The sequence below is a fragment of the Actinomadura geliboluensis genome (genome assembly GCF_005889745.1).
GTDB lineage: Bacteria > Actinomycetota > Actinomycetes > Streptosporangiales > Streptosporangiaceae > Spirillospora > Spirillospora geliboluensis.
In genome coordinates this window covers 1-23523 of the sequence record NZ_VCKZ01000095.1, presented here as the reverse complement: position 1 = coordinate 23523, position 23523 = coordinate 1, and the positions used below count along the sequence as shown (strand labels likewise).

Below are 23523 nucleotides of genomic sequence, written 5' to 3'. Positions count from 1 at the left end.
GCTGGGTGCCGTACGTGCCCTGGTAGGGCGGCGGACGCTCGGGGGACGGGGGCGCCTCCGGAGCCTGCGCGTCCGGTGCGCCCTGCGCGGGTGTCTCCTCGTCCGGGGGCCGGGGGGTCTGTGGTGGTTCGCTCATGGCCCCACAGTGTGCCTGCTGGTGGTCACGTCCAGGACACCGGAAAGCCCGGGCCGGCCCCGTCCGCTCTCCCGGAGCGGGCGGAACCGGCCCGGACCCCCAGAGTCCGGAGCGGGCCTCACAGGTTGCCGCGGCGCTCCTGCTCCCGCTCGATCGCCTCGAACAGGGCCTTGAAGTTGCCCTTGCCGAACCCGAGCGAGCCGTGCCGCTCGATCAGCTCGAAGAAGACGGTCGGACGGTCCTGGACGGGCTTGGTGAAGATCTGCAGCAGGTAGCCGTCCTCGTCCCGGTCCACCAGGATGCGGCGCTTCTGCAGCTCCTCGATCGGCACCCGCACCTCGCCGATCCGCTCGCGCAGCGCGGGGTCCTCGTAGTAGGAGTCCGGGCTCTCCAGGAACTCCACGCCGGCGGCGCGCATCCGGTCGACCGACGCGAGGATGTCGTTGGTGGCGAGCGCGATGTGCTGGACGCCCGGCCCGCCGTAGAACTCCAGGTACTCGTCGATCTGCGACTTGCGCTTGCTCTCCGCCGGCTCGTTCAGCGGGAACTTCACCTTGCGGCTGCCGTCCGCGACGACCTTGGACATCAGCGCCGAGTACTCGGTCGCGATGTCGTCGCCGACGAACTCGGCCATGTCGGTGAAGCCCATGACGCGGTGGTAGTAGTCGGCCCACTCGTCCATGCGCTCGACGTTGCCGACGCAGTGGTCGACGGCCTGGAAGAAGCGCTTCTCCGGCGGCGCGACGATCGGGTCGGCGGCGGCGAACCCGGGCAGGTAGGGGCCGGTGTAGTTGGAGCGGTCGACCAGCGAGTGCCGGGTCTCGCCGTACGTGGCGATCGCGGCGATCGTCACCTTGCCGTGCTCGTCCGCGAGGACGTGCGGCTCCTCCAGCCCGGTGGCGCCCTTGGCGAGCGCGTGCCGGTAGGCGTGCTCGACGTCGGGGACCTCGATCGCGAGGTCGACGATCCCGTCGCCGTGCGCGGCGATGTGCCGGCCGATCTCCGTGCCCGCCTTCACCGGGCCGCGGAACACGAACCGGGCGCTGCCGGACTCCAGCACGTGCACCGCCTCGTCGGGGCTGCCGTTCTCCGGGCCGCGGTAGGCGACCCGGCGCATCCCGAACGCGGTCGAGTAGTAGTGGGCGGCCTGTTTGGCGTTGCCGACGGCGAAGACGACGGCGTCCATACCCTTGACCGGAAACTCATCCATGCCCACTAATCTCGGCATACGACTACAAGGTGCGCAAGAGTGGTGCGAATCACTGGACAATCTGTATAGTGACCCCCCGAACTGGCCGGTAATTCTGTGCAGGGTGACCACGGTCACGGACGACGGGAGGCGCGGTGGCGATCGACGAGCTGGACGCCCGCCTGATCGAGATGTTCACCGCCGAGCCGCGCGTCGGCGTCCTGGAGGCCTCCCGCCGGCTCGGCGTCGCGCGCGGCACCGTCCAGGCGCGGCTGGACCGGCTGGCCCGGGACGGCGTCGTGGCGGGGTTCGGCCCGGAGATCGACCCGGCGGCGCTCGGCTACGGGGTGACCGCGTTCGTCACCCTGCAGCTGCGGCAGGCGGGCGGGCACGACCCGGTGGCCGCCCGGCTCGCGCAGGTCCCCGAGGTGATCGAGGCGCACACCATCACCGGCCCCGGCGACATGCTGTGCCGCATCGTCGCCCGCAGCAACACCGACCTGCAGCGCGTCATCGACGTCATCGTGGACGTCGCGGGCGTGGAGCGCGCCTCCTCGGTCATCTCCCTGGCCACCCAGATCCCGTACCGGACCCTCCCGCTGGTCAAGGCGGCCGCCGCGCAGCGGGGCTAGCGCAACGAAAAACCGCCGGGCGGATCGCTCCGTCCGGCGGCTCTCACCTCCGCAGTGGCCCGGCCGGGGGGCTACGCGCCCCCGTACGGCGTCGCGTCGAGGATCTCGACGCTCATGGAGCGCCCGTTCGGCAGGGTGTAGCTGGCCTTCTCGCCGACCTTCTTGCCGTCGATGGCGGCGCCGAGGGGCGACTTGGGCGAGTAGACGTCGATCGGGGCGCCGACCTCCTCGCGGGAGGCGAGCAGGAACGTGACCTCCTCGTCGTCCCCCTCGAAGGAGATCGTGACGGTCATGCCGGGACCGACGACGCCCTCCGTGCGCGGGGCCTCGCCGACGCGCGCGTTCTCCAGGATGCTCTGGAGCTGGAGGATACGGCCCTCGATCTTGCCCTGTTCCTCCTTGGCCGCGTGGTAGCCGCCGTTCTCGCGCAGGTCCCCCTCCTCCCGCGCCGCCTCGATCTTCTGAGCGATCTCGATGCGGCCCGGGCCCGACAGGTGGTCCAGCTCGTTCTTGAGCCGGTCGTACGCCTCCTGGGTGAGCCAGGTGACGTTGTCAGCGCGGGTCTCGGTCACGGGTACTCCTCATCCACATGTTGCGATCCTCACCCGCCCACAGCGGGTGGGTGTCACATCTACATGAAGTGCGGCCGGGTGAAACCTCTAGCCTATCCGGTGTGTGCGGGTAAAGGTTCCCTGAACTCGGCGTCCGCAATCCGCCAATCGCGGTTCGCCGCTCACCCGGCGCGCCGGGCGGCCGGCCGGGCGTCCGCCGGGCCCGGCCGGGTCATTCCTTGACGCAGTCGTGGATCCGGGCGCCGGTGGCCCGCCGCGGCGTCGTCAGCGTCTCCGTCCCCGAGACGCCGGACTTCCCGGCCGGAGCGGAGACCGTCGTCTCCGCCAGGATCGCGAAGTCGGTGTCGTAGGCGTCGACCGTGCAGCGGACCGCGTCGCCCTTCCCCTTGGCCACCGTGTAGTTGATCTTCACCGAGGTGTCGGTGATGTCGTAGGAGACGGTCTGCGGGACGATCCCCGGAGTCTGCCCCGAGTGCATCGCGAGAACCCCGATGCCCACCGCCATCAGCGCCGCCAGGAGCCCGGCGACCACCATTCCGGCGCGGCCGCGCCGGGGCTCGGCCGGGGCCGCGGGTTTCGACACGCTCGTCGTCATGGCGGGGAATCTCCGTGCGGTGTGCGGACGTTGTCAGGGACAATTCTCGTCTGTGCTGGCGCATGCCTCGAACCGGGGGCCGCCAAGAGTCCGGAGAGGGAGATCCCCACGTGTCCGAGGTCATCGACGGTACGACGCTCGACCGGCCCTGCGGCGGCGACGAGCCGCTGCGCCTCATGGCGGTGCACGCCCACCCCGACGACGAGTCCAGCAAGGGCGCGGCCACGATGGCGCGGTACGTCGCCGAGGGCGTCGAGGTGCTGGTCGTCACCTGCACGGGCGGTGAGCGCGGCGACATCCTGAACCCGGCGATGGACCGGCCGGAGGTCAAGGCCGACATCGGCAAGGTCCGCGAGGCGGAGATGGCGCGGGCCCGCGAGATCCTCGGGGTGGAGCAGCGCTGGCTCGGCTTCGTCGACTCCGGCTTCCCGGAGGGCGACCCGCTGCCGCCGCTCCCGGAAGGCTGCTTCGCGCTGGAGCCGCTGGAGACCGCCGCCGAGCCGCTGGTGCGCGCCGTCCGCGACTTCCGCCCGCACGTGATCCTCACCTACGACGAGAAGGGCGGCTACCCCCACCCCGACCACGTGAAGTGCCACGAGGTGTCGGTGGAGGCGTTCGAGGCCGCCGGCGACCCGGAGCGCTACCCCGGCGCGGGCGAGCCCTGGCAGCCGCTCAAGCTCTACTACCACATGACCTTCAGCAAGGAGCGCATCCTCGCCCTGCACACGGCGATGGAGGACGCCGGGCTGGAGTCGCCCTACGGCGACTGGATGAAGCGCTTCGAGGACGGCGACGACACCCGCGCCACGTGGGAGGTGACCACGCGCGTCGAGTGCGCCGACTACTTCGAGACGCGGGACCGCGCCCTGCTCGCCCACGCCACCCAGATCGACCCCAACGGGTTCTGGTTCGTCGTCCCGATGGACGTCCAGCGCGAGGCATGGCCGACCGAGGACTACCATTTGGCCAGGTCCCTCGTCGACACCGAGGTGCCGGAGGACGACCTGTTCGCCGGCATCCGGGAGAAGGTGTGTCTGTAATGCCTCCCCTCTACGCCATGCCGCTGAACGATGACACGGTCAGTCCCGGCGTCCTCGGCTTCGTGGTGTTCCTCGCCCTGGTGGCCGCGACGGTCTTCCTGATCCGCTCGATGGGCAGGCAGATGAAGAAGATCCAGGCGCCCAGCGAGGCCGACCTGAAGCAGCAGGCGTGGGAACGCGCGCAGGCGGCCGACAGCGCGCCGGCGGCGAAGTCCGCCCGCGACGACGACGCCTGAGCGGGCGGCGGGCGCCGCGCCCGAGCGCGGCGCCGCCTCCCCGGTTCGATCCGGTCGCGGCCGGGGAGGACCCTCGACGTGCGCGCGAACTTCGAGGACGCCTACCGGGAACTCGCTCCGGCGGCGGCCCGGCTGCTCAGGCTGCTGAGCCTGCCGCCCGGCGACGACATCGGCCCGGCGGCGGCCGCCGCCCTCGCCGACATGCCGGAGAGCCAGGCGCGCGGGCTGCTGGAGACGCTGGCCGCGCACGGCCTCGTCGCCGCGTCCGGTGACCGGTTCCGGCTGCCCGGCCCCGTCCTCGGCTTCGCGCGGGAGCGGGCCGAGCACGAGGAGACCGAGGACGGCCGCAACGCCGCGCTGCGCCGCCTCCTCGACCACTCCCTCGTCCAGGCGGGCGGCGCGGCGGAGCCCGGCGGCCTCGGCGCGGCCCTGCTCGACCGCGAGCGCTGGTCGGAGGCCGCCGAGGTGCTGGGGGAGCGGCTGACCGAGGCCGAGGACGAGGCCGAACGCGCGCGCGTGCTCGCCGCGCTCGGCGACGCCTACCTGCGCGCGCACCGGCCCGTCGCGGCGATCAACTTCTTCGGCCAGGCGCTGGACATCGTGCGGCGGCGGGGCGAGGTCGGCGAGCAGGCCGGCATGTTCGTGCACCTCGCCGACGCCGCCCGCGAGCGCGGCGACCACGCGGCCGAGGGCGCCGCGCTCGGCCGCGCCGCCGTGCTGGCCCTGGAGGACGGCGCCCCCTAGGGCCTTCCGGTGCCTCCCGGGGCCCGCGGCTACACCTTGCGGTGGTCCCAGCTGACGACGCGGTCGGGCTCCATGACGATCAGGACGCGCTTGGCCAGCGCCTGCTCGATGCCCTCGGCGATCACCGGGTCGACGGGCTCGCCGATCTCCGGGACGGGCAGCCCCGCCATCCGCGAGCCGACGACCATGCCGACCTTGCTGCGCGGCCCGGGGTCCTCGATGACGAGGCCGCGCCCGTAGAGCGCGACGCCGCGCAGCTCGTTGTACTCGACGCCGTCCTCGACCAGGCACGTCATGGTCGGGTCGCGGCGCAGGTTCAGCACCTTCTGCGACGCCTTGTACGTGGTGAAGGCGATCTTGCCGTCGAGCAGCGTGTAGAACATCGTGACGAGGTGCGGCTCGCCGTCCTTGCCCACGGTGGCGACCTGGACCTTGAAGTTGTCCGCGAGGTAGGACGCCACCTCCTCCGGCGTCATCTTGATCTTGTCGCGCTTGCCGGCCAACGGGCCCTCCCTGGGTCGCGTGTATCGCGCACAGAATAACCAAGCGCTTGCACGGCTCCCGCACCCGGCACCATGGGGGCATGTCGGTGCGCGAGTTGATCGTCCTCGGGTCCGCCAGCGCGGTGCCCACCAAGAACCGCAACCACAACGGGTACCTGCTGCGCTGGGACGGCCACGGCGTGCTGTTCGACCCCGGCGAGGGGACGCAGCGGCAGATGTCGCGCGCCGGGGTCGCCGCGAACGACGTGACCTGGATCTGCGTGACGCACTTCCACGGCGACCACTGCCTCGGCGTGCCCGGCGTCGTCCAGCGCATCGCCCGCGACGGCGTCGAGCACCCGGTGGACGCGGCGTTCCCGGCGAGCGGCGCCCCGTACTGGGAGCGGCTGCGGCACGCCGCCGTCTTCCGCGACACCGACGTCGTCCGCGAGCGGCCCGTCTCCGGCGAGCGGATGCGGCTCGACACCGGCGACGCCCCGTTCACCCTGACCGCGCGGCGGCTGTCGCACCCGGTCGAGGCGTACGGGTACCGGCTGGAGGAGCCGGACGGCCGCACCATGCTGCCCGGCGAGCTGGCGGCGCGGGGCGTCCGGGGGCCGCTGATCCGGCGGCTCCAGGAGGACGGCCGCGTCACCGCGCCGGACGGCCGCACGGTGACCCTCGACGAGTGCAGCGTGCCCCGTCCCGGGCAGAAGGTCGCGTTCGTCATGGACACCCGGCTCTGCGACGGCGTCCGGGAACTGGCGGACGGCGCGGACATGCTCGTCATCGAATCGACGTTCCTGCACGAGGACGCCGCGCTGGCGGCCGAGTACGGGCACCTGACGTCGGCGCAGGCGGGAGCGGTCGCAGCGGAGGCGGGCGTCCGGCACCTCGTCCTCACCCACTTCTCCGAGCGGTACCGCGCCGAGGACGAGCACCGCTTCACCGACGAGGCGTCCGCCCACTTCGGCGGCGACATCACCCTGGTCCACGACCTGGACCGGATCCCGCTGCCGCCGCGCCGCCTAACAGGACGGGATCAGGGGCAGTAACCACGGCATGGCTGACGAAGTCGATGTCGTGGTGATCGGGCTGGGCCCCGGGGGAGAGGACGCGGCCGGGCGGCTGGCGGAGGCGGGCCTGTCCGTCGCCGCCGTGGAGTCCCGCCTGGTCGGCGGCGAATGCCCGTACTACGCCTGCGTCCCGACCAAGATGATGGTGCGCGCCGCCGGGCTGCTCGAAGAGGCCCGCCGCGTCCCCGGGATGGCGGGGGAGGCGACCGTCACTCCCGACTGGGGTCCGGTGGCCGCCCGCATCCGCGACGAGGCGACCGACTCGTGGGACGACAAGGCCGCCGCCGACCGCCTCACCGGCATGGGCGTGCGGTTGGTGCGCGGTGAGGGCCGCATCACCGCGCCGGGCGAGGTCACGGTGAACGACCAGGTGTTCCGCGCGCGCCGGGGCATCCTGCTCAACACCGGCACGGCCCCGGCCGCCCCGCCCATCGACGGCCTCGCGGACACGCCGTTCTGGACGAACCGGGAGGCCGTCCAGGCGACCGAGGCCCCCGCGTCGCTGATCGTCCTCGGCGGCGGTGTCGTCGGCGCCGAGATGGCGCAGGTCTTCTCCCGGTTCGGCACCCGCGTCACCGTCGTGGAGGCGGCCGACCGCCTCCTGCTCAACGAGGAACCGGAGTCGAGCGCCCTGATCCGGGACGTCTTCGAGCGCGAGGGCATCGGCGTCCGCACCGGCGTGGACGTCACCGGCGTCGGCCACGACGGCACCGAGTTCACGATGCGCCTCGGCGACGAGGCCCTGCCCGCCGAACGCCTCCTCGTCGCGACCGGCCGCCGCCCCAACCTGAAGGGCCTCGGCCTCGCGCACGTCGGCCTGGACGAGGACGCCCGCCGGCTCTCCGTGGACGGCCACATGCGCGCCGCCGACGGCGTGTGGGCGATCGGCGACATCACCGGCATGGGCGCGTTCACGCACGTCTCCATGTACCAGGGCGCGATCGCCGTCCGCGACATCCTCGGCGAGGAGGGCCCGCCCGCCGCCTACCGCGCCGTGCCCCGCGTCACCTTCACCGACCCCGAGATCGGCTCGGTCGGCCTCACCGAGGCCCAGGCCCGCGACCAGAACCTGCCCGTCCGCACCGGCACGGCGCGGATCCCCGACTCGACGCGCGGGTGGATCCAGAAGGCCGGCAACGACGGCTTCGTCAAGCTCGTCGAGAACCCCGAGTGGGGCACCCTGGTCGGCGCCACCGCCGCGGGCCCGGCCGGCGGCGAGGTTCTCGGCTTCCTCGCCGTCGCCGTGCACACCGAGACGCCCACGGCCGTCCTGCGCGACATGATCTACGCCTACCCCACCTTCCACCGCGCCATCGAGTCCGCCCTGGCCGATCTGTCCGCGTAGGCGGGGGGTGAGGCGCAGGCCGGATCGGGCAGGATCGGGGGCATGAACCGGCTCAAGGACGCGACAAGCCCGTACCTGCTCCAGCACGCCGGGAACCCGGTGGACTGGTGGGAGTGGACCGACGAGGCGTTCGCCGAGGCGCGCCGCCGCGACGTCCCCGTCCTGCTGTCCGTCGGGTACGCCGCGTGCCACTGGTGCCACGTCATGGCTCATCAGTCCTTCGAGGACGACGAGGTCGCCCGGGTCATGAACGAGCTGTTCGTGAACATCAAGGTGGACCGCGAGGAGCGGCCGGACATCGACGCCGTCTACATGGAGGCGACCCAGGCCATGACCGGCCAGGGCGGGTGGCCGATGACGGTGTTCATGACCCCGGAGGGGCATCCGTTCTACTGCGGCACCTACTTCCCGCGCGCGCAGTTCCGGGCGCTGCTGCAGGCCGTCCACAAGGCGTGGACGGAGCAGCGGGACGAGGTGGCCGGGCAGGGGCAGCAGGTCGTCGCGGCGCTCACCTCGCGCGGGTCGGGCCTGGCCGGGGACGAGGCGCCCGGCGAGGAGGCGCTCGCCCGGGCGGTCGCGGCGCTCGACACCGCCTACGACCCCGAGCGCGGCGGGTTCGGCGGCGCGCCGAAGTTCCCGCCGTCGATGGCCCTGGAGTTCCTGCTGCGCCACCACGCCCGCACGGGCGGCGAGCGGGCGCTCGAGATGGCGTCGCACACCCTGGAGGCGATGGCCAGGGGCGGCATGTACGACCAGCTCGGCGGCGGGTTCGCGCGGTACTCGGTGGACGCGGGCTGGGTCGTCCCGCACTTCGAGAAAATGCTCTACGACAACGCGCTCCTGGCGCGCGTCTACGCCCACTGGTGGCGGCTCACCGGGACGCCGTTCGCGCGGCGCGTCGCGCTGGAGACGTGCGACTGGATGCTCCGCGACCTGCGGACCACCGAAGGCGGTCTCGCCTCCGCCCTCGACGCCGACAGCGAGGGCGTCGAGGGCAAGTACTACGTCTGGACGCCGGCGCAGCTCCACGAGGTGCTGGGCGACGAGGACGGCGCGTTCGCCGAGCGCCTCTTCAACGTCACGGGCACGTTCGAGCACGGCACGTCGGTGCTCCAACTCCTGACCGACCCGGAAGACGCCGACCGTTACGAGCGCATCCGAACGACCCTGCTGGCGGCGCGCGCGCACAGGATCCCTCCCGCGCGGGACGACAAGGTCGTGGCCGCCTGGAACGGGCTCGCCATCGCCGCGCTGGCCGAGTGCGGCGCGCTGTTCGACCGTCCCGACCTCGTCCGGGCGGCCGAAGAGGTGGCGCGCCTCCTGATGGACGTCCACGAGCGCGACGGACGCCTGACACGCACGTCCAAGGACGGGGTCGCGGGCGCCAACTCCGGCGTCCTGGAGGACTACGCCGACGTGGCGGAGGGCCTGATCGCGCTGCACGGCGTCACCGGCGACCCGCACCACGTGCGGATGGCGGGCGAGCTGCTGAACACCGTCCTCGAACGGTTCGCGGACGGCTCCGGCGGCTTCTACGACACGGCCGACGACGCGGAGCGGCTGTTCCGCCGCCCGCAGGACCCGACCGACAACGCGACGCCGTCCGGCCAGTTCGCGGCGGCGGGCGCACTGCTGTCCTTCGCCGCGCTCACCGGGTCGGACTGGCACCGGCAGGCCGCCGAGGCCGCGCTGGCCCCCGCCACGACGCTCGCCGCCGAGCACGCGCGGTTCGCGGGCTGGGGCCTCGCCGTGGCCGAGGCGCGCGCGACCGGCCCGGTGGAGATCGCGGTGATCGGCGACCCGGCCGACGAGCGCACTAGGGAACTGCACCGCACGGCCCTGATGGCGGTCGCGCCCGGCGCGGTGGTCAGCGTCGGCCCGCCGGACGCGGAGGGCGTCCCGCTCCTGGAGGGACGCGGCCTGGTGGACGGGGTTCCGTCGGCGTACGTGTGCCGCGGTTTCGTGTGCCGCCTGCCCGTGACGACGCGCGCCGACCTGACCCGCGAACTCCGCGGGCAATTGGACTGATGGTCCACTTTGTGGCACTGTGACCTTGATCTCGTGCCCGCTTGGTGTTACCACTGAGTAGCCGGGACGGAACTGACCCGATGCGGCATGACGGGCGAGGATGCCGAGGCGGCGGGCCGGGTATCTGGACGGTGGCCGACAGGCTGATCCATAGTCGTGTCCCGGGGCCGGCGGAGCCGGCAGGGCGACCTCGAGGAGTGTGGCAGTGCGCAAGCCGAACCGCCGGGTCCTACCGACGATCATCGGCGTTTCGGTGCTGACGACCCTCGCCGCGAACGTGGCCGTCCTCGTCGCGCACGACGACGGGCCCCCGGCGCAGGCAAGCCGGACCGAGGAGAAGCGCGCCCGCTACGTGGCCGCGTCCGGCAGCACCACCCTGTCGCCCACGGCGGTCGCGCCGCTCGGCAAGCGGCTCACCCCGCACGTGCTCGTCGCGGCCCCGACGACCCTGCCGGACGACTTCGTCCGCAAGGTCCGCGGCGCCAAGGGCGTGCAGGGCGTCGAGGTCGTGGACGCCGTGCAGGGCATGGTCGCGGGCAAGCGGGTCGGGCTGATGGGCGTGAACCCGTCCACGTTCCGCAACTACACGCCGAAGCCGACCGCGAAGTCGGACGCCCTCTGGCGCAACCTGGCGTCCGGCGACGTCGCGATCTCCTTCACGATGGGCAGCGACGGCGGCGTCAAGCTCGGCAGCCAGGTCCCGGTCGGCGGCACCCGCAGCCAGTCGCAGCTGCGCGTCGGCGCCTACGCCACCATGGGCATCAGCGACGTCGACGCGGTCATCTCGCACACCACCGCGCAGGCCCTCGGCATGCCGAGCGGCAACGCGATGCTGATCAGCGTCCCGAAGAGCCAGCCGAAGACGTTCATCAAGAAGCTGCGCAAGCACCTGCCGAAGCAGGCCAAGGCCGTCGCCGTCAACCCGGAGATCGACTTCCCGAAGGCCGGCGACGTCCCCACCGCCAACGGCCGCGTCATGACCGCCCAGCAGGTCCAGACGGTGATCAAGGCCGCCTACACCCGGCTCGGCTGGCCGTACGTGTGGGGCGGCGAGTCCGAGGCCGAGGGCGGCTACGACTGCTCCGGCCTGATGCAGTACGCCTTCGCCAAGGCGGGCATCCGCCTCCCGCGCGTCGCCGCCGACCAGGCCCGCGCCGGCTGGGTGATCCCCTACAGCAAGGCGCAGCCCGGCGACATGCTCATCTGGGCGAACGACCCGACGGCCCCCGGCTACATCTCGCACATCGCCCTCTACCTGGGCAACGGCAAGATGATCGCCGCCCCGCGCCGCGGCACCGTCGTCCAGGTCCAGAACGTCTACACCCGCAACATGCGCGGCGCGGTCCGAGTGAACCCCCAAACCGCAGCCAAGGTGGCCGGAGCGATAGGCGGCTGAGTTGGCCCAGGGGGCGGCTGTGTTTGTCCAGGGGGCGGCTGTGTTTGTCCAGGGGGGCGACCCCCTGGAACCCCCGTCACGGTCGGCGGGCCGTTTCCCGATCCGCTGGCGCGTCTCGTGAAACAGCCCGCCGACCGGCGGGCAGGCCCGCTGCGCTCGCAGAGCTCGCTCCGCGTGCCTGCCCGTGGCCGGGGGCCGGGCTCCTGGCTTCTTGGGGGCCTCTGAATTACAACGGGCAGCCTTGGGCTAGGAACTCGAGGTTGTGGTCTATCTGGGCCGGGAGTTCCTCGTAGGTGGTCTTGCCGTCGATCAGGCGGTACAGGGCGGCTTGGAGGACGCCGAGGACCGCCCAGCCGAACGCCTCCACCTCCGGGTCGTCGGCGGCGCGGCCGGTCCGTTCGGCGAAGACTTCGCTGAGGATCTCGAACGTGGCCCGCATCGACTCGAACGTGCGGCCGCGGAGGGAGGGGACGTCGGCGGTGAGCCGCAGCCGGGTCTTCAGGGCTTCCAGGTCGCTCTCGTACAGCTGCGGCAGGATCTCCCGGAGCATGGCGCGCAGCGCCTCGACCGGCGGCATCTCGGGCGGCTGGTCGCGCAGGACCTCCGCCATGATCGGGTCGTACACGTCGGTGACCACGACGTCTTCCTTGGTGGGGAAGTAGCGGAAGAACGTGCTCGGGGAGATCTCCGCCGCCGCCGCGATCTGCTCGACCGTCGTCTCGTCGTACCCCTGCTCGGCGAACATCCGGAGGGCGTGGTCCTGGATCGCCCTCCGGGTCCGCAGCTTCTTGCGCTCCCGCAGCGGCAGCCGGGCCAGCCGGTCCTCCATGCGGTCGATCGCGTGCTCAGGGGACGACGGGCTCATGGTCCGATTGTCGGGCATCGGCGGCGGGGGCCGCATCCTCCCGTCCGCGGCGCGGCATGAACAGCCACAGCAGGACGGCCGCGGCGAGGGAGCCGGCGCCGCACGCAGCGAACACGGCGTCCATGCCCTGGACGTAGGCGTCGCGCGCGGACGCGAGCAGCGCCCCGTCGTCGAGGCGGCCCGCGACGCGGACGGCGCCGCCGATGGAGTCGCGGGCGGCGGCGGCCGCGTCGGCGGGCAGGTGGCCGGTGCCGACATGGTCGCGGTAGACGGCGGCCAGCAGGCTGCCGAGGCCGGCGACGCCGAGCGTCCCGCCGGTCTGGCGGAGCGTCTGGACGAGCCCGGAGCCGCGTCCGGCCTCCTCGGCGGGGAGGGCGGCGAGTACCGCGTCCATCGCCGGGATGAGGGTGAGGCCGGAGCCGAGCCCGATGACGACGAGCCACGGGACGGTGGTGCCGTAGCCGTCGCCGGCCTCGGTGAACGCGGCCCAGCCGAGCCCGGCGGCCAGCACCAGCAGGCCCGCGACCATGATCGGCTTGTGTCCGGTGCGGGCCGCCGCGCGGTCGGTGGCGACCGCGCCGGCCAGCAGCCCCGCCAGCATCGGGACGATCTTCAGCCCGGTCTCGAAGACGTCGCTGCCCTGGACGGCCTCCAGGTACTGCGGCAGGACGAACAGGAGCCCGCCGAGCAGCAGGTTCGCGGTGACGGCGGCGACCATCGCCCACACGAACGCGCGGTCGCGGAACAGCCGCAGGTTCAGCATCGGCTGCGCGGCGCGCCGCTCCCAGGCCACGAAGCCGGTGAGCAGGAGGGCGGCGAGGGCGAACGCGGCGACCGACACCGGGTCGCCCCAGCCGCGGACGGGCGCCTCGATGACGCCGTACACCAGCGCCACGAGCCCGCCCATCGACAGCAGCGCGCCGGGAAGGTCGACGCGCGGCGCCGCCGGGTCCCGGGTCTCGGGCAGCAGGAAGGCGACCGCGAGGCCGCCGGCCGCCACCACCGGGACGTTGATCAGGAAGATCGAGCCCCACCAGTAGTGCTCCAGCAGCCAGCCGCCGAGCAGCGGGCCGAGCGGCAGCCCGACCGCGTTCGCGGCCGCCCAGATCGCGACGGCCCGGGTGCGCTCCTCCGGCGGGAAGATCGCCGGGAGCATCGACATGGACAGCGGCAGGACGACCGCCGCGCCGAGCCCCATGAACGCGCGGGCGGCGATGACGCCGCCGGTGCCGCCCGCGAACGCCCCGGCGAGCGAGGCGGCGCCGAAGACGGCGAGGCCGGCCAGCAGCAGCCGCTTGCGGCCGAGCCGGTCGCCGAGCAGCCCCGCGGGGAGCAGCACGGCCGCGAAGACGAGCAGGTAGGAGTCGACGATCCACTGCAGCTCGCTGGTGCTCGCGTCCAGCTCCTCCGACAGCGTCGTCAGCGCCACGTTGAGGATCGTCAGGTCGAAGCCGAGCGCCAGCATGCTCAGCGCCAGGGCCGACAGCCCGATCCAGCGCCGGGCGTACCCCACGGACATGAGAGCAACCTCCAAATGAGTCGAACTATGAAATGAGAGTAACTCTCAAAAGAGGTCGCGTGTCAATCGAGGGGAAGGCTGGCGCCCGTCCGGGTATGCGCTGTAATTTTGATTACATGAGTACGAGTGAAGCGGTGGAAGAACTCCGCGGCTGGTTCTCCGGGCGGCTTCCGGACGGGTGGTTCGAAGGCGCGCCCGAGGTCGTCCTCGACCGCGAGGAGGCCAGCGTCATCGGCCGGCTGCCGCTGCCGGCCGCCGCCGCCGCGGTGTCGGGCGCGGAGCGGTCCGGCGTGGTCGCCGGGCACGTCCAGCGCTTCCGCGAGGAGACCCGCGAGCGCCGCATCGGCATCGCGCGGGAGGCCGAGCAGCGCTTCGGCTACAAGGTCTCCTGGGGCGTCGAGTGCGACGGCGAGCGCGAGATGTTCACCCACCTGTCGGTGCCGGTCATGACCCGGCTCCGGCAGCCCGAGCGGCGCGTCCTGGACACGCTCGTGGACGCGGGCGTCGCGCGCAGCCGCAGCGACGCGCTCGCCTGGTGCGTCCGGCTCGTCGGCAAGAACACCGACGCGTGGCTCGCCGAACTGCGCACCGCGCTGCAGCACGTCGAGCGCGCCCGCGCCGCCGGCCCGAAGGCCTGAGACCGCCCGACCGGCGCGGCCCCGCCGGGCCGCGCCGGAACCGGCCACGGCCCGTACCGGACGTGCCGCGCGGCACCCCGGGTTTCCCGTATCGGCGGGAGAACTGTCCCCGCCGGGCCATAATTGAGCGTTCTTCCCGGCAGGGACGGGTCGCTCGGAGGGAAGCCCAGATGGGGGTTCGGCGTACGGGAAATCCGCGGAGCGGGCAGCCGCGCGGCGGGCGCAGCGAGGGCGCGCGCCGCCGTCCCGCCGAGGGCGGGCGGCTCGTCTCCGCGATCCGCCGCAGCGGCCCGTACGGGGCCGTCCGCGACGTCGTCTACCGGCTGTACGAGCGCCGCGTCGAGGCCGACCTGCCGACCGACGTCATCCCCCGCCACGTCGGCGTGATACTGGACGGGAACCGGCGTTGGGCCAGGTCGATGGGGCTGGCCGACGTCAACACCGGGCACCAGCGCGGCGCCCAGAAGATCTCCGAGCTGCTGCAGTGGAGCGCCGAGGCCGGGGTCGAGGTCGTCACGCTGTGGCTGCTGTCCACCGACAACCTGAACCGCCCCGCGGACCAGCTCGACCCGCTGCTGGAGATCATCGAGAACACCGTCCGCAAGCTCGCCGCCGACGGCTGGCACGTCAAGCCCGTCGGCGCCCTCGACCTCCTGCCCGACAAGACGGCACGTGTCCTGAAAGACGCGGCCGAGACCACATCCGGCGCTCCCGGCCTGATTGTGAACGTCGCCGTTGGGTATGGAGGTAGGCGTGAGATCGCTGATGCGGTGCGCTCACTGCTCATCGAGCAGGCGAGCCGGGGCACCAGCATCGAGGAACTCGCCGAGTCCCTCGACGTGGAGCACATCGCGGAGCATCTCTACACGCGCGGCCAGCCGGACCCGGACCTGGTCATCCGCACCTCGGGCGAGCAGCGGCTCTCCGGCTTCATGCTCTGGCAGAGCGCCCACTCGGAGTTCTACTTCTGCGAGGTCCACTGGCCGGACTTCCGCAAGGTCGACTTCCTCCGGGCGATGCGCTCCTACGCCGCGCGGCACCGGCGCTACGGTACCTGACCGTCCCCAGCGGACCACCGCCCCCTGGGCGGACCTGGGCGCCACCCGTAGGTTCCCCATTCCCAGGGAGATCGAGTGGCCACATCCTCCGCGCGCCGTCCCGGCACGTCCGGGAACTCCTCCGGAACCAAGGTCCCGGGCCTTTCCGGGGGGAGTGGGGGGTCGTCCCCCCACCAGGACCGGGAGCGGCGCACGTACGTCCTCGACACCAGCGTCCTGCTCGCCGACCCCGGGGCGCTGACCCGGTTCGCCGAGCACGAGGTCGTACTCCCCATCGTCGTGATCTCCGAGTTGGAGGCCAAGCGCCACCACCCCGAGCTCGGGTACTTCGCCCGGCAGGCGCTGCGCACGCTGGACGACCTGCGGCTGCGGCACGGGCGGCTGGACGAGGCCGTGTCCGTCGAGGGGCCGCTCGGCGACCAGGGCGGCACGCTCCGGGTCGAGCTGAACCACTCCGACCCGAGCGTCCTGCCGGACGGGTTCCGGCTCGGCGACAACGACACCCGGATCCTGTCGGTGGCCGGGTGGCTCGCGCACGAGGGACGGGACGTCGTGCTCGTCTCCAAGGACCTGCCGATGCGGGTGAAGGCGTCCGCGGTCGGGCTCGCCGCCGAGGAGTACCGGGCCGAGCTCGCGGTCGTGGAGTCCGGCTGGACCGGCATGCGCGAGCTGGAGGTGACCGCCGGCGCCGTCGAGGAGCTGTACGACTCGGGAACCGCCGACCTGGAGGAGGCGCGGGACCTGCCCTGCCACACGGGGCTGCGGCTGCTGTCGGAGCGCGGCTCCGCGCTCGGCCGGACGCTGCCGGACAAGTCGGTGAAGCTGGTGCGCGGCGACCGCGAGGTGTTCGGGCTGCGCGGCCGGTCCGCGGAGCAGCGGATCGCGCTCGACCTGCTGATGGACGAGGACGTCGGCATCGTCTCGCTCGGCGGGCGGGCCGGCACCGGGAAGTCGGCCCTCGCGCTGTGCGCCGGCCTGGAGGCCGTCATGGAGCGGCGCCGGCACCGCAAGGTCGTGGTGTTCCGCCCGCTGTACGCGGTCGGCGGCCAGGATCTCGGCTACCTGCCGGGCTCGGAGAACGAGAAGATGTCGCCGTGGGCGCAGGCCGTCTACGACACGCTGTCGGCGGTGACGACGCCGGAGGTCATCGACGAGGTCCTCGACCGGGGGATGCTGGAGGTCCTGCCGCTCACCCACATCCGGGGCCGCTCGCTGCACGACGCGTTCGTGATCGTGGACGAGGCGCAGTCGCTGGAGCGCGGCGTGCTGCTGACCGTCCTGTCGCGGATCGGCGCCGGGTCGCGGGTCGTGCTGACCCATGACGTGGCGCAGCGCGACAACCTGCGGGTGGGGCGGCACGACGGGGTCGCGGCCGTGGTGGAACGTTTGAAGGGCCACCCGCTCTTCGCGCACGTGACGCTGACCAGGTCGGAGCGGTCGCCGATCGCCGAGCTGGTGACCGACATGCTGGGCGACGTGGGCGTCTGATCCGGGCGCCGCGCGCATGAGGAGACCCCGGTGGGCCCGCTGCGGGCCGCCGGGGTCTCGTCGTCTCAGAACACGCGTATCCCTTCCCTACGGAACGTGATCATCAAACCTCATACCGTAGAGTTGTGATTAAGGTCACAGTCACACCGCCAATAGCGGAGACGCGCAGGCGGGCCGGGCGTTTCGGGGCCGCACCGGGGGAGTTGACAACGGCGCCGTCGGCGGCATCGGTCTCGTTTCGGTTGCGAAGCCGCCCGCGGCCTCCGGCATTGTGTCTCCTCGTAAGCACCCCGAGCGGTGCCAGGCCGGTGCGCGGCCCCCCGAAAGACGCGCCCCGGACGAGGCGCCGGCCGGGCCCGGAGCCGCGCACCCCCGGCGGTCCGCCGGGCCGGGGTGGAAACAGCTCGTGCGCGTGTCCATGCGCGTGCGACCGTCGGAAGGACCGCCTTGTACGGAGACCGTCCCGGGTCCCCTAGGCGAGACGATCGACAGAACTTCGACCTCCCGGCCCCCGTCGCGGACGCGATGGCCGCCTTCGAGGCGCCGTCTCCCGCCGCCGGGCAGCCGTCCCCCGCGCAGCCCCCCTTCGAGCAGCCCGCCTTCGGGCAGCCGTCCTTCGAGGGGCAGGCCCCGCGGGCGTCCGCGCCGCACGAGGACGACGTGCGCGTCGCCGGCTCCGCCCGCGCCGCCGCTCCCGGCGGCGACACTCTCGGCTTCGACTCCGCCGAGCCGCTGAGCCCCGCGGGCCGCGCCCGCGCCGGGCGCTCCGCCGGGCACGGCGGCGGCTCCGGCGGGCGCACCGGCCTGCGGATCGCCGCCGTCGCGGCGGGCGCCGCCGTGGTGATCGGCGGCGGCGCGGTCGCCGCGCTCGCGTTCACCGGCGGCTCCGGCGACTCCGGCGACGGCGCCGCGACCGTCCAGCCGACCCGGCAGCTGGCGGACGCCGCCGTGCCCAAGGTCGACCCGAAGGTGCTGGAGCAGCAGCGGCGCGAGCTGGCCCTGGAGCGCGCGTCCCGCAAGACGCGCGAGGACGACGGCAAGGGCCCGGCCCTGCGGCCCAAGGGCGCCCCGATCCCGACCAAGACGCCGGAGAAGAAGAAGGACGGCGCCGGCGGCGGCGGTGGTGGCCCGGTCGGCGACCCGGTGCCGAAGGGCGAGGCGCAGGAGATCGCCAAGAAGCTCATGCCGAGCTTCGGGTTCACCGGCGACGGCCAGTTCGGCTGCCTGGTGAACCTGTGGGAGCGCGAGAGCGGCTGGAACACCCACGCGGCCAACCCGTCGTCGGGCGCGTACGGCATCCCGCAGGCGCTGCCCGGCTCCAAGATGGGGAGCGCCGGCCCCGACTGGCAGAACAACGCCACCACCCAGATCAAGTGGGGCCTCGGCTACATCAAGGACCGCTACAAGACGCCCTGCGGCGGCTGGTCGCACTTCCAGTCGGTCGGCTGGTACTGATCCCGGCTCGGCGCGTCCCGGCGCCCGTACGGGCCGCTGGGACGCGCGCGGCCCTCTGTCGGCGGCCTCAGCCGCGGGAGCGGGGGCGCCAGCCGCCCGGCGTGCCGGTCATGCCGAGCACGTCGAGCGCCGCGTCGAGCTGCTCGACGGTCAGCTTCCCGTCGTCGACGTAGCCGCGTTCCAGCACGACCTCGCGGATCGTCCGGCGCTCCCTGAGCGCCTGCTTGGCGACCTTCGCCGCCTCCTCGTACCCGATGTAGCGGTTCAGCGGCGTCACGATCGACGGCGACGACTCGGCGTACTCGCGCATCCGGTCGGCGTCGGCCTCGATGCCGTCCACGCAGCGGTCCGCGAGCAGCCGCGACGCGTTGGCCAGCAGCGTGATCGACTCCAGCACGTTGCGGGCCAGCATCGGCAGCATCACGTTCAGCTCGAAGTTGCCGGACGCGCCCCCGAACGCGACCGCCGCGTCGTTGCCGATGACCTGCGCGGCGACCTGCGCCACCGCCTCCGGGATCACCGGGTTGACCTTCCCCGGCATGATCGACGACCCGGGCTGCAGGTCCGGCAGCCGGATCTCGGCGAGCCCGGCGCGCGGCCCGGACCCCATCCAGCGCAGATCGTTGGCGATCTTGGTGAGGCCGACCGCGACGGTGCGCAGCGCGCCGCTCGCCTCGACCAGCCCGTCCCGCGCGCCCTGCGCCTCGAAGTGGTCGCGGGCCTCGGTCAGCGGCAGCCCGGTGACCCGCGCGATCTCCGCGATGACGCGCGCGGCGAAGCCCTCCGGGGTGTTGATGCCGGTGCCGACCGCCGTCCCGCCGAGCGGCAGTTCCGCGAGCCGCGGCAGGACGGCCTCGAGCCGCTCCACGCCGTGCCGCATCTGCGACGCGTACCCGCCGAACTCCTGGCCGAGCGTCACGGGCGTGGCGTCCATCAGGTGGGTGCGGCCCGACTTCACCACGGTCCGGAACTCGCCGGCCTTGCGCGAGAGCGCGGCCTCCAGGTGCCGCAGCGCGGGGATCAGCTCGGTCAGGACGGCCCCGGTCGCCGCGATGTGGATCGAGGAGGGGAACACGTCGTTGGACGACTGGGAGGCGTTCACGTGGTCGTTCGGATGGACGGGGCGGCCGAGCCGCTCCTGCGCCAGCGTCGCGACGACCTCGTTGGCGTTCATGTTGGACGACGTCCCTGACCCGGTCTGGAACACGTCGACGGGGAACTGGTCGTTCCAGCGGCCGTCCGCGACCTCCCGGGCCGCCTCGGTGATCGCGGCGGCGACGTCCGCGTCGAGCACGCCCAGCTCGGCGTTGACCGTGGCCGCCGCGGCCTTGATGTGGCCGAGCGCGGCGATGTGCGACGGCTCCAGCGTCCGCCCGGAGATCGGGAAGTTCTCCACCGCGCGCTGGGTCTGCGCCCGCCACCGGGCCGCCGCCGGTACCCGCACCTCGCCCATGGAGTCGTGCTCGACCCGGAACTCCTGCTCGGACATGGAAGCCTCCCCTTCGAACCTTCTGCCGTCCTTCATGGCAGCCTGTCAGGTGGCTCCCGCATTCCCCGGGGTGGGGCTTGTCACTCCTCCCTGGTGAGCGAGTAGGTCTTCCGCTCGCCGGGGGATCCCAGGGGCTTGCGCAGGCCGTTGACCCAGACGTCGCAGGCGGACGCGTCGTAGATGACGGCGTTGAGGCGCGGCTGGCCGTACTGGCGGGCCTCGCCCTCCCGCAGCGTCTCGTCGCTGAGCACGGCCCCGGCCGGTTCCGACACGAAGATCTTGCAGACGGCGTTGCGGGCGCGGACGACCAGCGTGCTGGTCGTGACGCCGGACGGCACGCCCTGCGCGCCGCCGCCCGCCGGGCTGGTCGGCGCCCCGGTCGGGGACGCTCCGGGGTTCTCCCGCGTCATCCCGACGACGAGCGCGGTGGCGCCGATCCCGCAGGACGCGATGGTCGCGCCGACGAGCCCGATCACGACCATCATCCGGTGGCGGGGCGTCCGGCCGCGGCGTTTCGAGCGGGGCCCGGTGAGGACGCGTTCGAGCCGGTCGACCGCGCGGGCGTGGCTGAGCCGGCGGGTCGGGTTCTTCTCCAGCAGCCCGGTGATCACCGGGGTGAGCTCGCCCGCGTTCTGCGGGGCGGGCGTCGACTCGGTGGCGAGCGCGCTCAGCGTCGCCATGACGTTCTCGCGCTCGAACGGCGGGTGGCCCTCCAGCGCGGCGTACAGCGTCGCGCCGAGCGACCACAGGTCCGAGCGGGGCGTCGCCCTCTCCCCGCGGGCCACCTCGGGCGCCACGTACGCGGGCGACCCCATGAAGTGGCCGGTCTTGGTCAGGCTGGCCGACCCGGACGAGAACGCGAGCCCGAAGTCGGTGAGGACGACGCGGTCGCCGTCCAGCAGCACGTTGCTGGGCTTGAGGTCGCGGTGCACGATCCCGGCCTTGTGCGCGGTGCTGAGGGCGTCCAGCAGCGCGCGGCCGATGTACGCGACCCGCTCGGGCGGCAGCGGGCCCGAGCGCTCGATGAGCTGTTCGAGGCTGGGCGCCTCGATCATCTCCATCACGATCCAGGGGCGGCCCTGCTCGATGACGACGTCGTACACCTCGACGATGGAATGCGTGCGCAGCTGTGCGGGCGCGCGCGCCTCCCGGAGGGTGCGGCGGTAGAAGACGACCCTGTCGTCCTCTTTGAGGTCATCGGGGAGCCGGAGCTCCTTGATCGCCACGGCGCGATCGAGGAGTTCGTCATGCCCTCTCCATACGGTGCCGTTGGCGCCCTGACCTATTTCCGAGACCAACCGGTAGCGCGCCGCGAGAACGAGGCGCTCTGACCGTGACATGGCGGAAAAGATACCGGAGTGGCCAGGCGCTCAGCGGAGAGACCTCGGCACCAACGGCATTTTCGGGTTGTCATTATGACCTAAAGGCAAGAATCACCAAGAAACGGCGGCAGGGGCTGCCGTTCGTCAGCGCCTGCCGATGGTCAGGACGGGGCCCGTGGTGTCGGCGAAGAAGTCCTCGCCCTTGTCGTCCACGACGATGAACGCGGGGAAGTCCTCGACCTCGATCTTCCAGACGGCCTCCATGCCGAGCTCGGGGTACTCCAGGACGTCCACCTTCTTGATGCAGTCCTGGGCGAGGCGGGCGGCGGGGCCGCCGATGGAGCCGAGGTAGAAGCCGCCGTGCTCCTTGCAGGCGTCGGTGACCTGCTTGGACCGGTTGCCCTTCGCCAGCATGACGAGCGAGCCGCCGGCGGCCTGGAACTGCTCGACGTAGGAGTCCATGCGCCCGGCCGTGGTGGGGCCGAACGAGCCGGACGCGTAGCCCTCCGGCGTCTTGGCAGGGCCCGCGTAGTAGACGGCGTGGTCGCGCATGTACTGCGGCATGGGCTCGCCCGCGTCCAGCCGCTCCTTGATCTTGGCGTGCGCGATGTCGCGGGCGACGACGAGCGGGCCGGTCAGCGACAGCCGCGTCTTCACCGGGTACTTGGTCAGCTCGGCCCTGATCTCCGCCATCGGACGGTTCAGGTCGATCTGCACGACCTCGTCGTCGAGGTGCTCGTCGGTCGTCTCCGGCAGGTACTGCGCCGGGTCGGTCTCCAGCCGCTCCAGGAACACGCCCTCCGCGGTGATCTTCGCGAGCGCCTGCCGGTCGGCGCTGCACGACACCGCGATCGCCACCGGGCAGGACGCGCCGTGCCGCGGCAGCCGGATCACGCGGACGTCGTGGCAGAAGTACTTGCCGCCGAACTGCGCGCCGATGCCGAGCTTCTGCGTCAGCTCGAACACCTGGAGCTCCAGCTCCAGGTCGCGGAACCCGTGCCCGAGCGGCGAGCCCTCGGAGGGCATCGTGTCCAGGTAATGGGCGGACGCGTACTTCGCGGTCTTCAGCGCGTACTCGGCGGACGTGCCCCCGACCACGATCGCCAGGTGGTACGGCGGGCACGCGGCCGTCCCGAGCGAGCGGATCTTCTCCTCCAGGAAGGTCATCATCCGCTTCGGGTTCAGGACGGCCTTCGTCTCCTGGTACAGGAACGACTTGTTCGCGCTGCCGCCGCCCTTGGCCATGAACAGGAACTTGTACGCCTCGCCGGGGGAGGCGTACAGCTCGATCTGCGCGGGCAGGTTGCTGCCGGTGTTCTTCTCGTCCCACATCGTCACCGGTGCCATCTGCGAGTAGCGCAGGTTCAGCTTCGTGTACGCGTCGTAGACGCCGCGCGAGATGTGCTCCTCGTCGTTCCCGTCGGTCAGGACGTGCTGGCCGCGCTTGCCCATCACGATCGCGGTCCCGGTGTCCTGGCACATGGGCAGGACGCCCCCGGACGAGATCCCCGCGTTCTTCAGCAGGTCCAGCGCGACGAACCGGTCGTTGGGGGACGCCTCCGGGTCGTCCAGGATCCGGCGGAGCTGGGCCAGGTGCGCGGGGCGCAGCAGGTGCGAGATGTCGCGCATCGCGGTCTCGGTGAGCAGCCGCAGAGCCTCCGGCTCGACCTGCAGGAACGTCCGCCCGCCGGCCTCGAAGGTCGAGACCCCGTCGGAGGTCAGGAGACGGTAGTCGGTCTCGTCCGGGCCGAGCGGCAGCAGGTCGGTGTAGGCGAACTCAGGCATGTCAGGCAGATCCTCGCGCGGTTCCGATGGGGGCGGTGTCTACGGACTCACAGGTTACGACCTCGGGAACCGCGGCCTCGCGGGGGGCGACGGCCTCGCGGGGGGCGACGCGGGCGCGCAGGCCGACGACGACGCCCGCCGCGACCAGCGCGGCGCCCGCCAGGTCGGCCGCGCCCGGCCGGTCGATGCCGAGCGCCACCGTCGTGATCACCGCGCTGACCGGGATCAGGCCCGCGAACAGCCCGGCCCGGTCGGCGCCGAGCCGGCCGATGGCGCCGTACCAGAGCAGGAACGCGATCGTGGTGACGACCACCGACAGGTAGGCGAAGCCCGCCAGCTCACCGGCCGTGGGGGTGCGGAGCACGGCCGCCCCGTCCACGGCGAGGCCGACGGCCAGCAGCATCGGCGCGGCCAGCGCGGCGGAGTAGGCCGA

General features: G+C 72.7%; 22 protein-coding genes. 12 read left to right on the top strand and 10 right to left on the bottom strand.

Annotated features, from left to right (window positions below):
* Positions 1-254: 254 nt before the first annotated feature.
* The gene (gene hppD / locus ETD96_RS15355; RefSeq protein WP_171069040.1) at positions 255-1346 is read right to left on the bottom strand and encodes a 4-hydroxyphenylpyruvate dioxygenase; all 1092 of its coding nucleotides are present in this window, start codon (positions 1344-1346) and stop codon (positions 255-257) included.
* A gap of 134 nt (positions 1347-1480) precedes the next feature.
* On the opposite strand from hppD, the gene ETD96_RS15350 reads away from it, so the two are divergent.
* Complete coding sequence (locus ETD96_RS15350) at positions 1481-1957, top strand: Lrp/AsnC family transcriptional regulator (RefSeq protein WP_171069039.1); 477 nt, start codon at positions 1481-1483, stop codon at positions 1955-1957.
* Positions 1958-2028: 71 nt separating this feature from the next.
* Here the strand turns inward: ETD96_RS15350 and greA are convergent, their stop codons facing one another.
* Together greA and ETD96_RS15340 are read right to left on the bottom strand one after the other, a co-directional pair.
* Positions 2029-2529: a transcription elongation factor GreA gene (greA, locus tag ETD96_RS15345; RefSeq protein WP_138637015.1), complete on the bottom strand. Its 501-nt coding sequence runs from the start codon at positions 2527-2529 to the stop codon at positions 2029-2031.
* Positions 2530-2740: 211 nt separating this feature from the next.
* Positions 2741-3124, bottom strand: a complete 384-nt coding sequence (locus ETD96_RS15340) for a DUF4307 domain-containing protein (RefSeq protein ID WP_138637014.1) — start codon at positions 3122-3124, stop codon at positions 2741-2743.
* Between the two features lie 176 nt (positions 3125-3300).
* On the opposite strand from ETD96_RS15340, the gene mca reads away from it, so the two are divergent.
* The 3 genes from mca to ETD96_RS45890 all read left to right on the top strand — a co-directional run bounded on the left by mca (position 3301) and on the right by ETD96_RS45890 (position 5144).
* Positions 3301-4164 (top strand): mycothiol conjugate amidase Mca, encoded by an 864-nt coding sequence (mca, locus tag ETD96_RS15335; protein WP_138637021.1) that lies wholly within the window; start codon positions 3301-3303, stop codon positions 4162-4164.
* A complete protein-coding gene (locus ETD96_RS15330) occupies positions 4164-4400 on the top strand; it encodes a hypothetical protein (protein ID WP_138637013.1) in 237 nt (78 codons plus the stop codon). Before mca ends, ETD96_RS15330 begins: the two co-directional genes overlap by 1 nt.
* A 78-nt stretch (positions 4401-4478) precedes the next feature.
* Positions 4479-5144, top strand: a complete 666-nt coding sequence (locus ETD96_RS45890) for a helix-turn-helix domain-containing protein (protein WP_138637012.1) — start codon at positions 4479-4481, stop codon at positions 5142-5144.
* Positions 5145-5173: 29 nt separating this feature from the next.
* Here the strand turns inward: ETD96_RS45890 and ETD96_RS15320 are convergent, their stop codons facing one another.
* The gene (locus tag ETD96_RS15320; protein WP_240807680.1) at positions 5174-5647 is read right to left on the bottom strand and encodes a pyridoxamine 5'-phosphate oxidase family protein; all 474 of its coding nucleotides are present in this window, start codon (positions 5645-5647) and stop codon (positions 5174-5176) included.
* Positions 5648-5727: 80 nt separating this feature from the next.
* Between ETD96_RS15320 and ETD96_RS15315 the strand changes: the two genes are divergently transcribed.
* The 4 genes from ETD96_RS15315 to ETD96_RS15300 all read left to right on the top strand — a co-directional run bounded on the left by ETD96_RS15315 (position 5728) and on the right by ETD96_RS15300 (position 11471).
* Positions 5728-6681: a ribonuclease Z gene (locus ETD96_RS15315; RefSeq protein ID WP_138637011.1), complete on the top strand. Its 954-nt coding sequence runs from the start codon at positions 5728-5730 to the stop codon at positions 6679-6681.
* 7 nt (positions 6682-6688) lie between these two features.
* Positions 6689-8047: a dihydrolipoyl dehydrogenase family protein gene (locus ETD96_RS15310; protein ID WP_138637010.1), complete on the top strand. Its 1359-nt coding sequence runs from the start codon at positions 6689-6691 to the stop codon at positions 8045-8047.
* Positions 8048-8089: 42 nt separating this feature from the next.
* Complete coding sequence (locus tag ETD96_RS15305) at positions 8090-10075, top strand: thioredoxin domain-containing protein (protein ID WP_138637009.1); 1986 nt, start codon at positions 8090-8092, stop codon at positions 10073-10075.
* 205 nt (positions 10076-10280) lie between these two features.
* Positions 10281-11471, top strand: coding sequence for a C40 family peptidase (locus tag ETD96_RS15300; RefSeq protein ID WP_138637008.1), 1191 nt, complete (start codon positions 10281-10283; stop codon positions 11469-11471).
* 226 nt (positions 11472-11697) lie between these two features.
* Here ETD96_RS15300 and ETD96_RS15295 read toward each other — a convergent pair whose 3' ends face one another.
* Both ETD96_RS15295 and ETD96_RS15290 read right to left on the bottom strand, forming a co-directional pair.
* Complete coding sequence (locus ETD96_RS15295; protein ID WP_240807677.1) at positions 11698-12336, bottom strand: acyl-CoA-like ligand-binding transcription factor; 639 nt, start codon at positions 12334-12336, stop codon at positions 11698-11700.
* Positions 12317-13855: an MFS transporter gene (locus tag ETD96_RS15290; protein ID WP_240807675.1), complete on the bottom strand. Its 1539-nt coding sequence runs from the start codon at positions 13853-13855 to the stop codon at positions 12317-12319. Before ETD96_RS15290 ends, ETD96_RS15295 begins: the two co-directional genes overlap by 20 nt.
* 116 nt (positions 13856-13971) lie before the next feature.
* Here ETD96_RS15290 and ETD96_RS15285 point away from each other — a divergent pair, with 116 nt between their 5' ends.
* The 4 genes from ETD96_RS15285 to ETD96_RS15270 all read left to right on the top strand — a co-directional run bounded on the left by ETD96_RS15285 (position 13972) and on the right by ETD96_RS15270 (position 18494).
* On the top strand, positions 13972-14493 hold the full coding sequence (locus ETD96_RS15285; RefSeq protein WP_138637007.1) for a hypothetical protein: 522 nt from the start codon (positions 13972-13974) through the stop codon (positions 14491-14493).
* A gap of 170 nt (positions 14494-14663) precedes the next feature.
* Complete coding sequence (locus ETD96_RS15280) at positions 14664-15551, top strand: isoprenyl transferase (protein WP_138637006.1); 888 nt, start codon at positions 14664-14666, stop codon at positions 15549-15551.
* Between the two features lie 75 nt (positions 15552-15626).
* Positions 15627-17039: a PhoH family protein gene (locus ETD96_RS15275; protein ID WP_138637005.1), complete on the top strand. Its 1413-nt coding sequence runs from the start codon at positions 15627-15629 to the stop codon at positions 17037-17039.
* 525 nt (positions 17040-17564) lie between these two features.
* Complete coding sequence (locus ETD96_RS15270) at positions 17565-18494, top strand: aggregation-promoting factor C-terminal-like domain-containing protein (protein ID WP_338072552.1); 930 nt, start codon at positions 17565-17567, stop codon at positions 18492-18494.
* Positions 18495-18561: 67 nt separating this feature from the next.
* On the opposite strand, the gene ETD96_RS15265 is transcribed toward ETD96_RS15270, so the two are convergent.
* From ETD96_RS15265 to ETD96_RS15250, 4 genes are all read right to left on the bottom strand, one after another.
* Positions 18562-19983, bottom strand: a complete 1422-nt coding sequence (locus tag ETD96_RS15265) for a class II fumarate hydratase (RefSeq protein ID WP_138637004.1) — start codon at positions 19981-19983, stop codon at positions 18562-18564.
* An 80-nt stretch (positions 19984-20063) separates the two neighbouring features.
* Entirely contained in the window at positions 20064-21323 is a 1260-nt protein-coding gene (locus ETD96_RS15260) for a serine/threonine-protein kinase (RefSeq protein WP_138637003.1), read from the bottom strand.
* Between the two features lie 126 nt (positions 21324-21449).
* The gene (locus ETD96_RS15255) at positions 21450-23090 is read right to left on the bottom strand and encodes a fumarate hydratase (RefSeq protein WP_138637002.1); all 1641 of its coding nucleotides are present in this window, start codon (positions 23088-23090) and stop codon (positions 21450-21452) included.
* Position 23091: 1 nt separating this feature from the next.
* Positions 23092-23523: EamA family transporter (locus ETD96_RS15250; protein ID WP_171069038.1), on the bottom strand; the 432-nt coding region annotated here is incomplete at its 5' end.

Excerpts from the sequence above, each read along its gene's own strand:
- hppD (WP_171069040.1), bottom strand. The coding sequence starts at position 1,346 with ATGGATGAGTTTCCGGTCAAGGGTATGGACGCCGTCGTCTTCGCCGTC.
- ETD96_RS15340 (WP_138637014.1), bottom strand. The coding sequence starts at position 3,124 with ATGACGACGAGCGTGTCGAAACCCGCGGCCCCGGCCGAGCCCCGGCGC.
- mca (WP_138637021.1), top strand. The coding sequence starts at position 3,301 with ATGGCGGTGCACGCCCACCCCGACGACGAGTCCAGCAAGGGCGCGGCC.
- ETD96_RS15330 (WP_138637013.1), top strand. The coding sequence starts at position 4,164 with ATGCCTCCCCTCTACGCCATGCCGCTGAACGATGACACGGTCAGTCCC.
- ETD96_RS15315 (WP_138637011.1), top strand. The coding sequence starts at position 5,728 with ATGTCGGTGCGCGAGTTGATCGTCCTCGGGTCCGCCAGCGCGGTGCCC.
- ETD96_RS15310 (WP_138637010.1), top strand. The coding sequence starts at position 6,689 with ATGGCTGACGAAGTCGATGTCGTGGTGATCGGGCTGGGCCCCGGGGGA.
- ETD96_RS15305 (WP_138637009.1), top strand. The coding sequence starts at position 8,090 with ATGAACCGGCTCAAGGACGCGACAAGCCCGTACCTGCTCCAGCACGCC.
- ETD96_RS15295 (WP_240807677.1), bottom strand. The coding sequence starts at position 12,336 with ATGAGCCCGTCGTCCCCTGAGCACGCGATCGACCGCATGGAGGACCGG.
- ETD96_RS15290 (WP_240807675.1), bottom strand. The coding sequence starts at position 13,855 with ATGTCCGTGGGGTACGCCCGGCGCTGGATCGGGCTGTCGGCCCTGGCG.
- ETD96_RS15285 (WP_138637007.1), top strand. The coding sequence starts at position 13,972 with ATGAGTACGAGTGAAGCGGTGGAAGAACTCCGCGGCTGGTTCTCCGGG.
- ETD96_RS15280 (WP_138637006.1), top strand. The coding sequence starts at position 14,664 with ATGGGGGTTCGGCGTACGGGAAATCCGCGGAGCGGGCAGCCGCGCGGC.
- ETD96_RS15270 (WP_338072552.1), top strand. The coding sequence starts at position 17,565 with ATGGCCGCCTTCGAGGCGCCGTCTCCCGCCGCCGGGCAGCCGTCCCCC.
- ETD96_RS15265 (WP_138637004.1), bottom strand. The coding sequence starts at position 19,983 with ATGTCCGAGCAGGAGTTCCGGGTCGAGCACGACTCCATGGGCGAGGTG.
- ETD96_RS15260 (WP_138637003.1), bottom strand. The coding sequence starts at position 21,323 with ATGTCACGGTCAGAGCGCCTCGTTCTCGCGGCGCGCTACCGGTTGGTC.
- ETD96_RS15255 (WP_138637002.1), bottom strand. The coding sequence starts at position 23,090 with ATGCCTGAGTTCGCCTACACCGACCTGCTGCCGCTCGGCCCGGACGAG.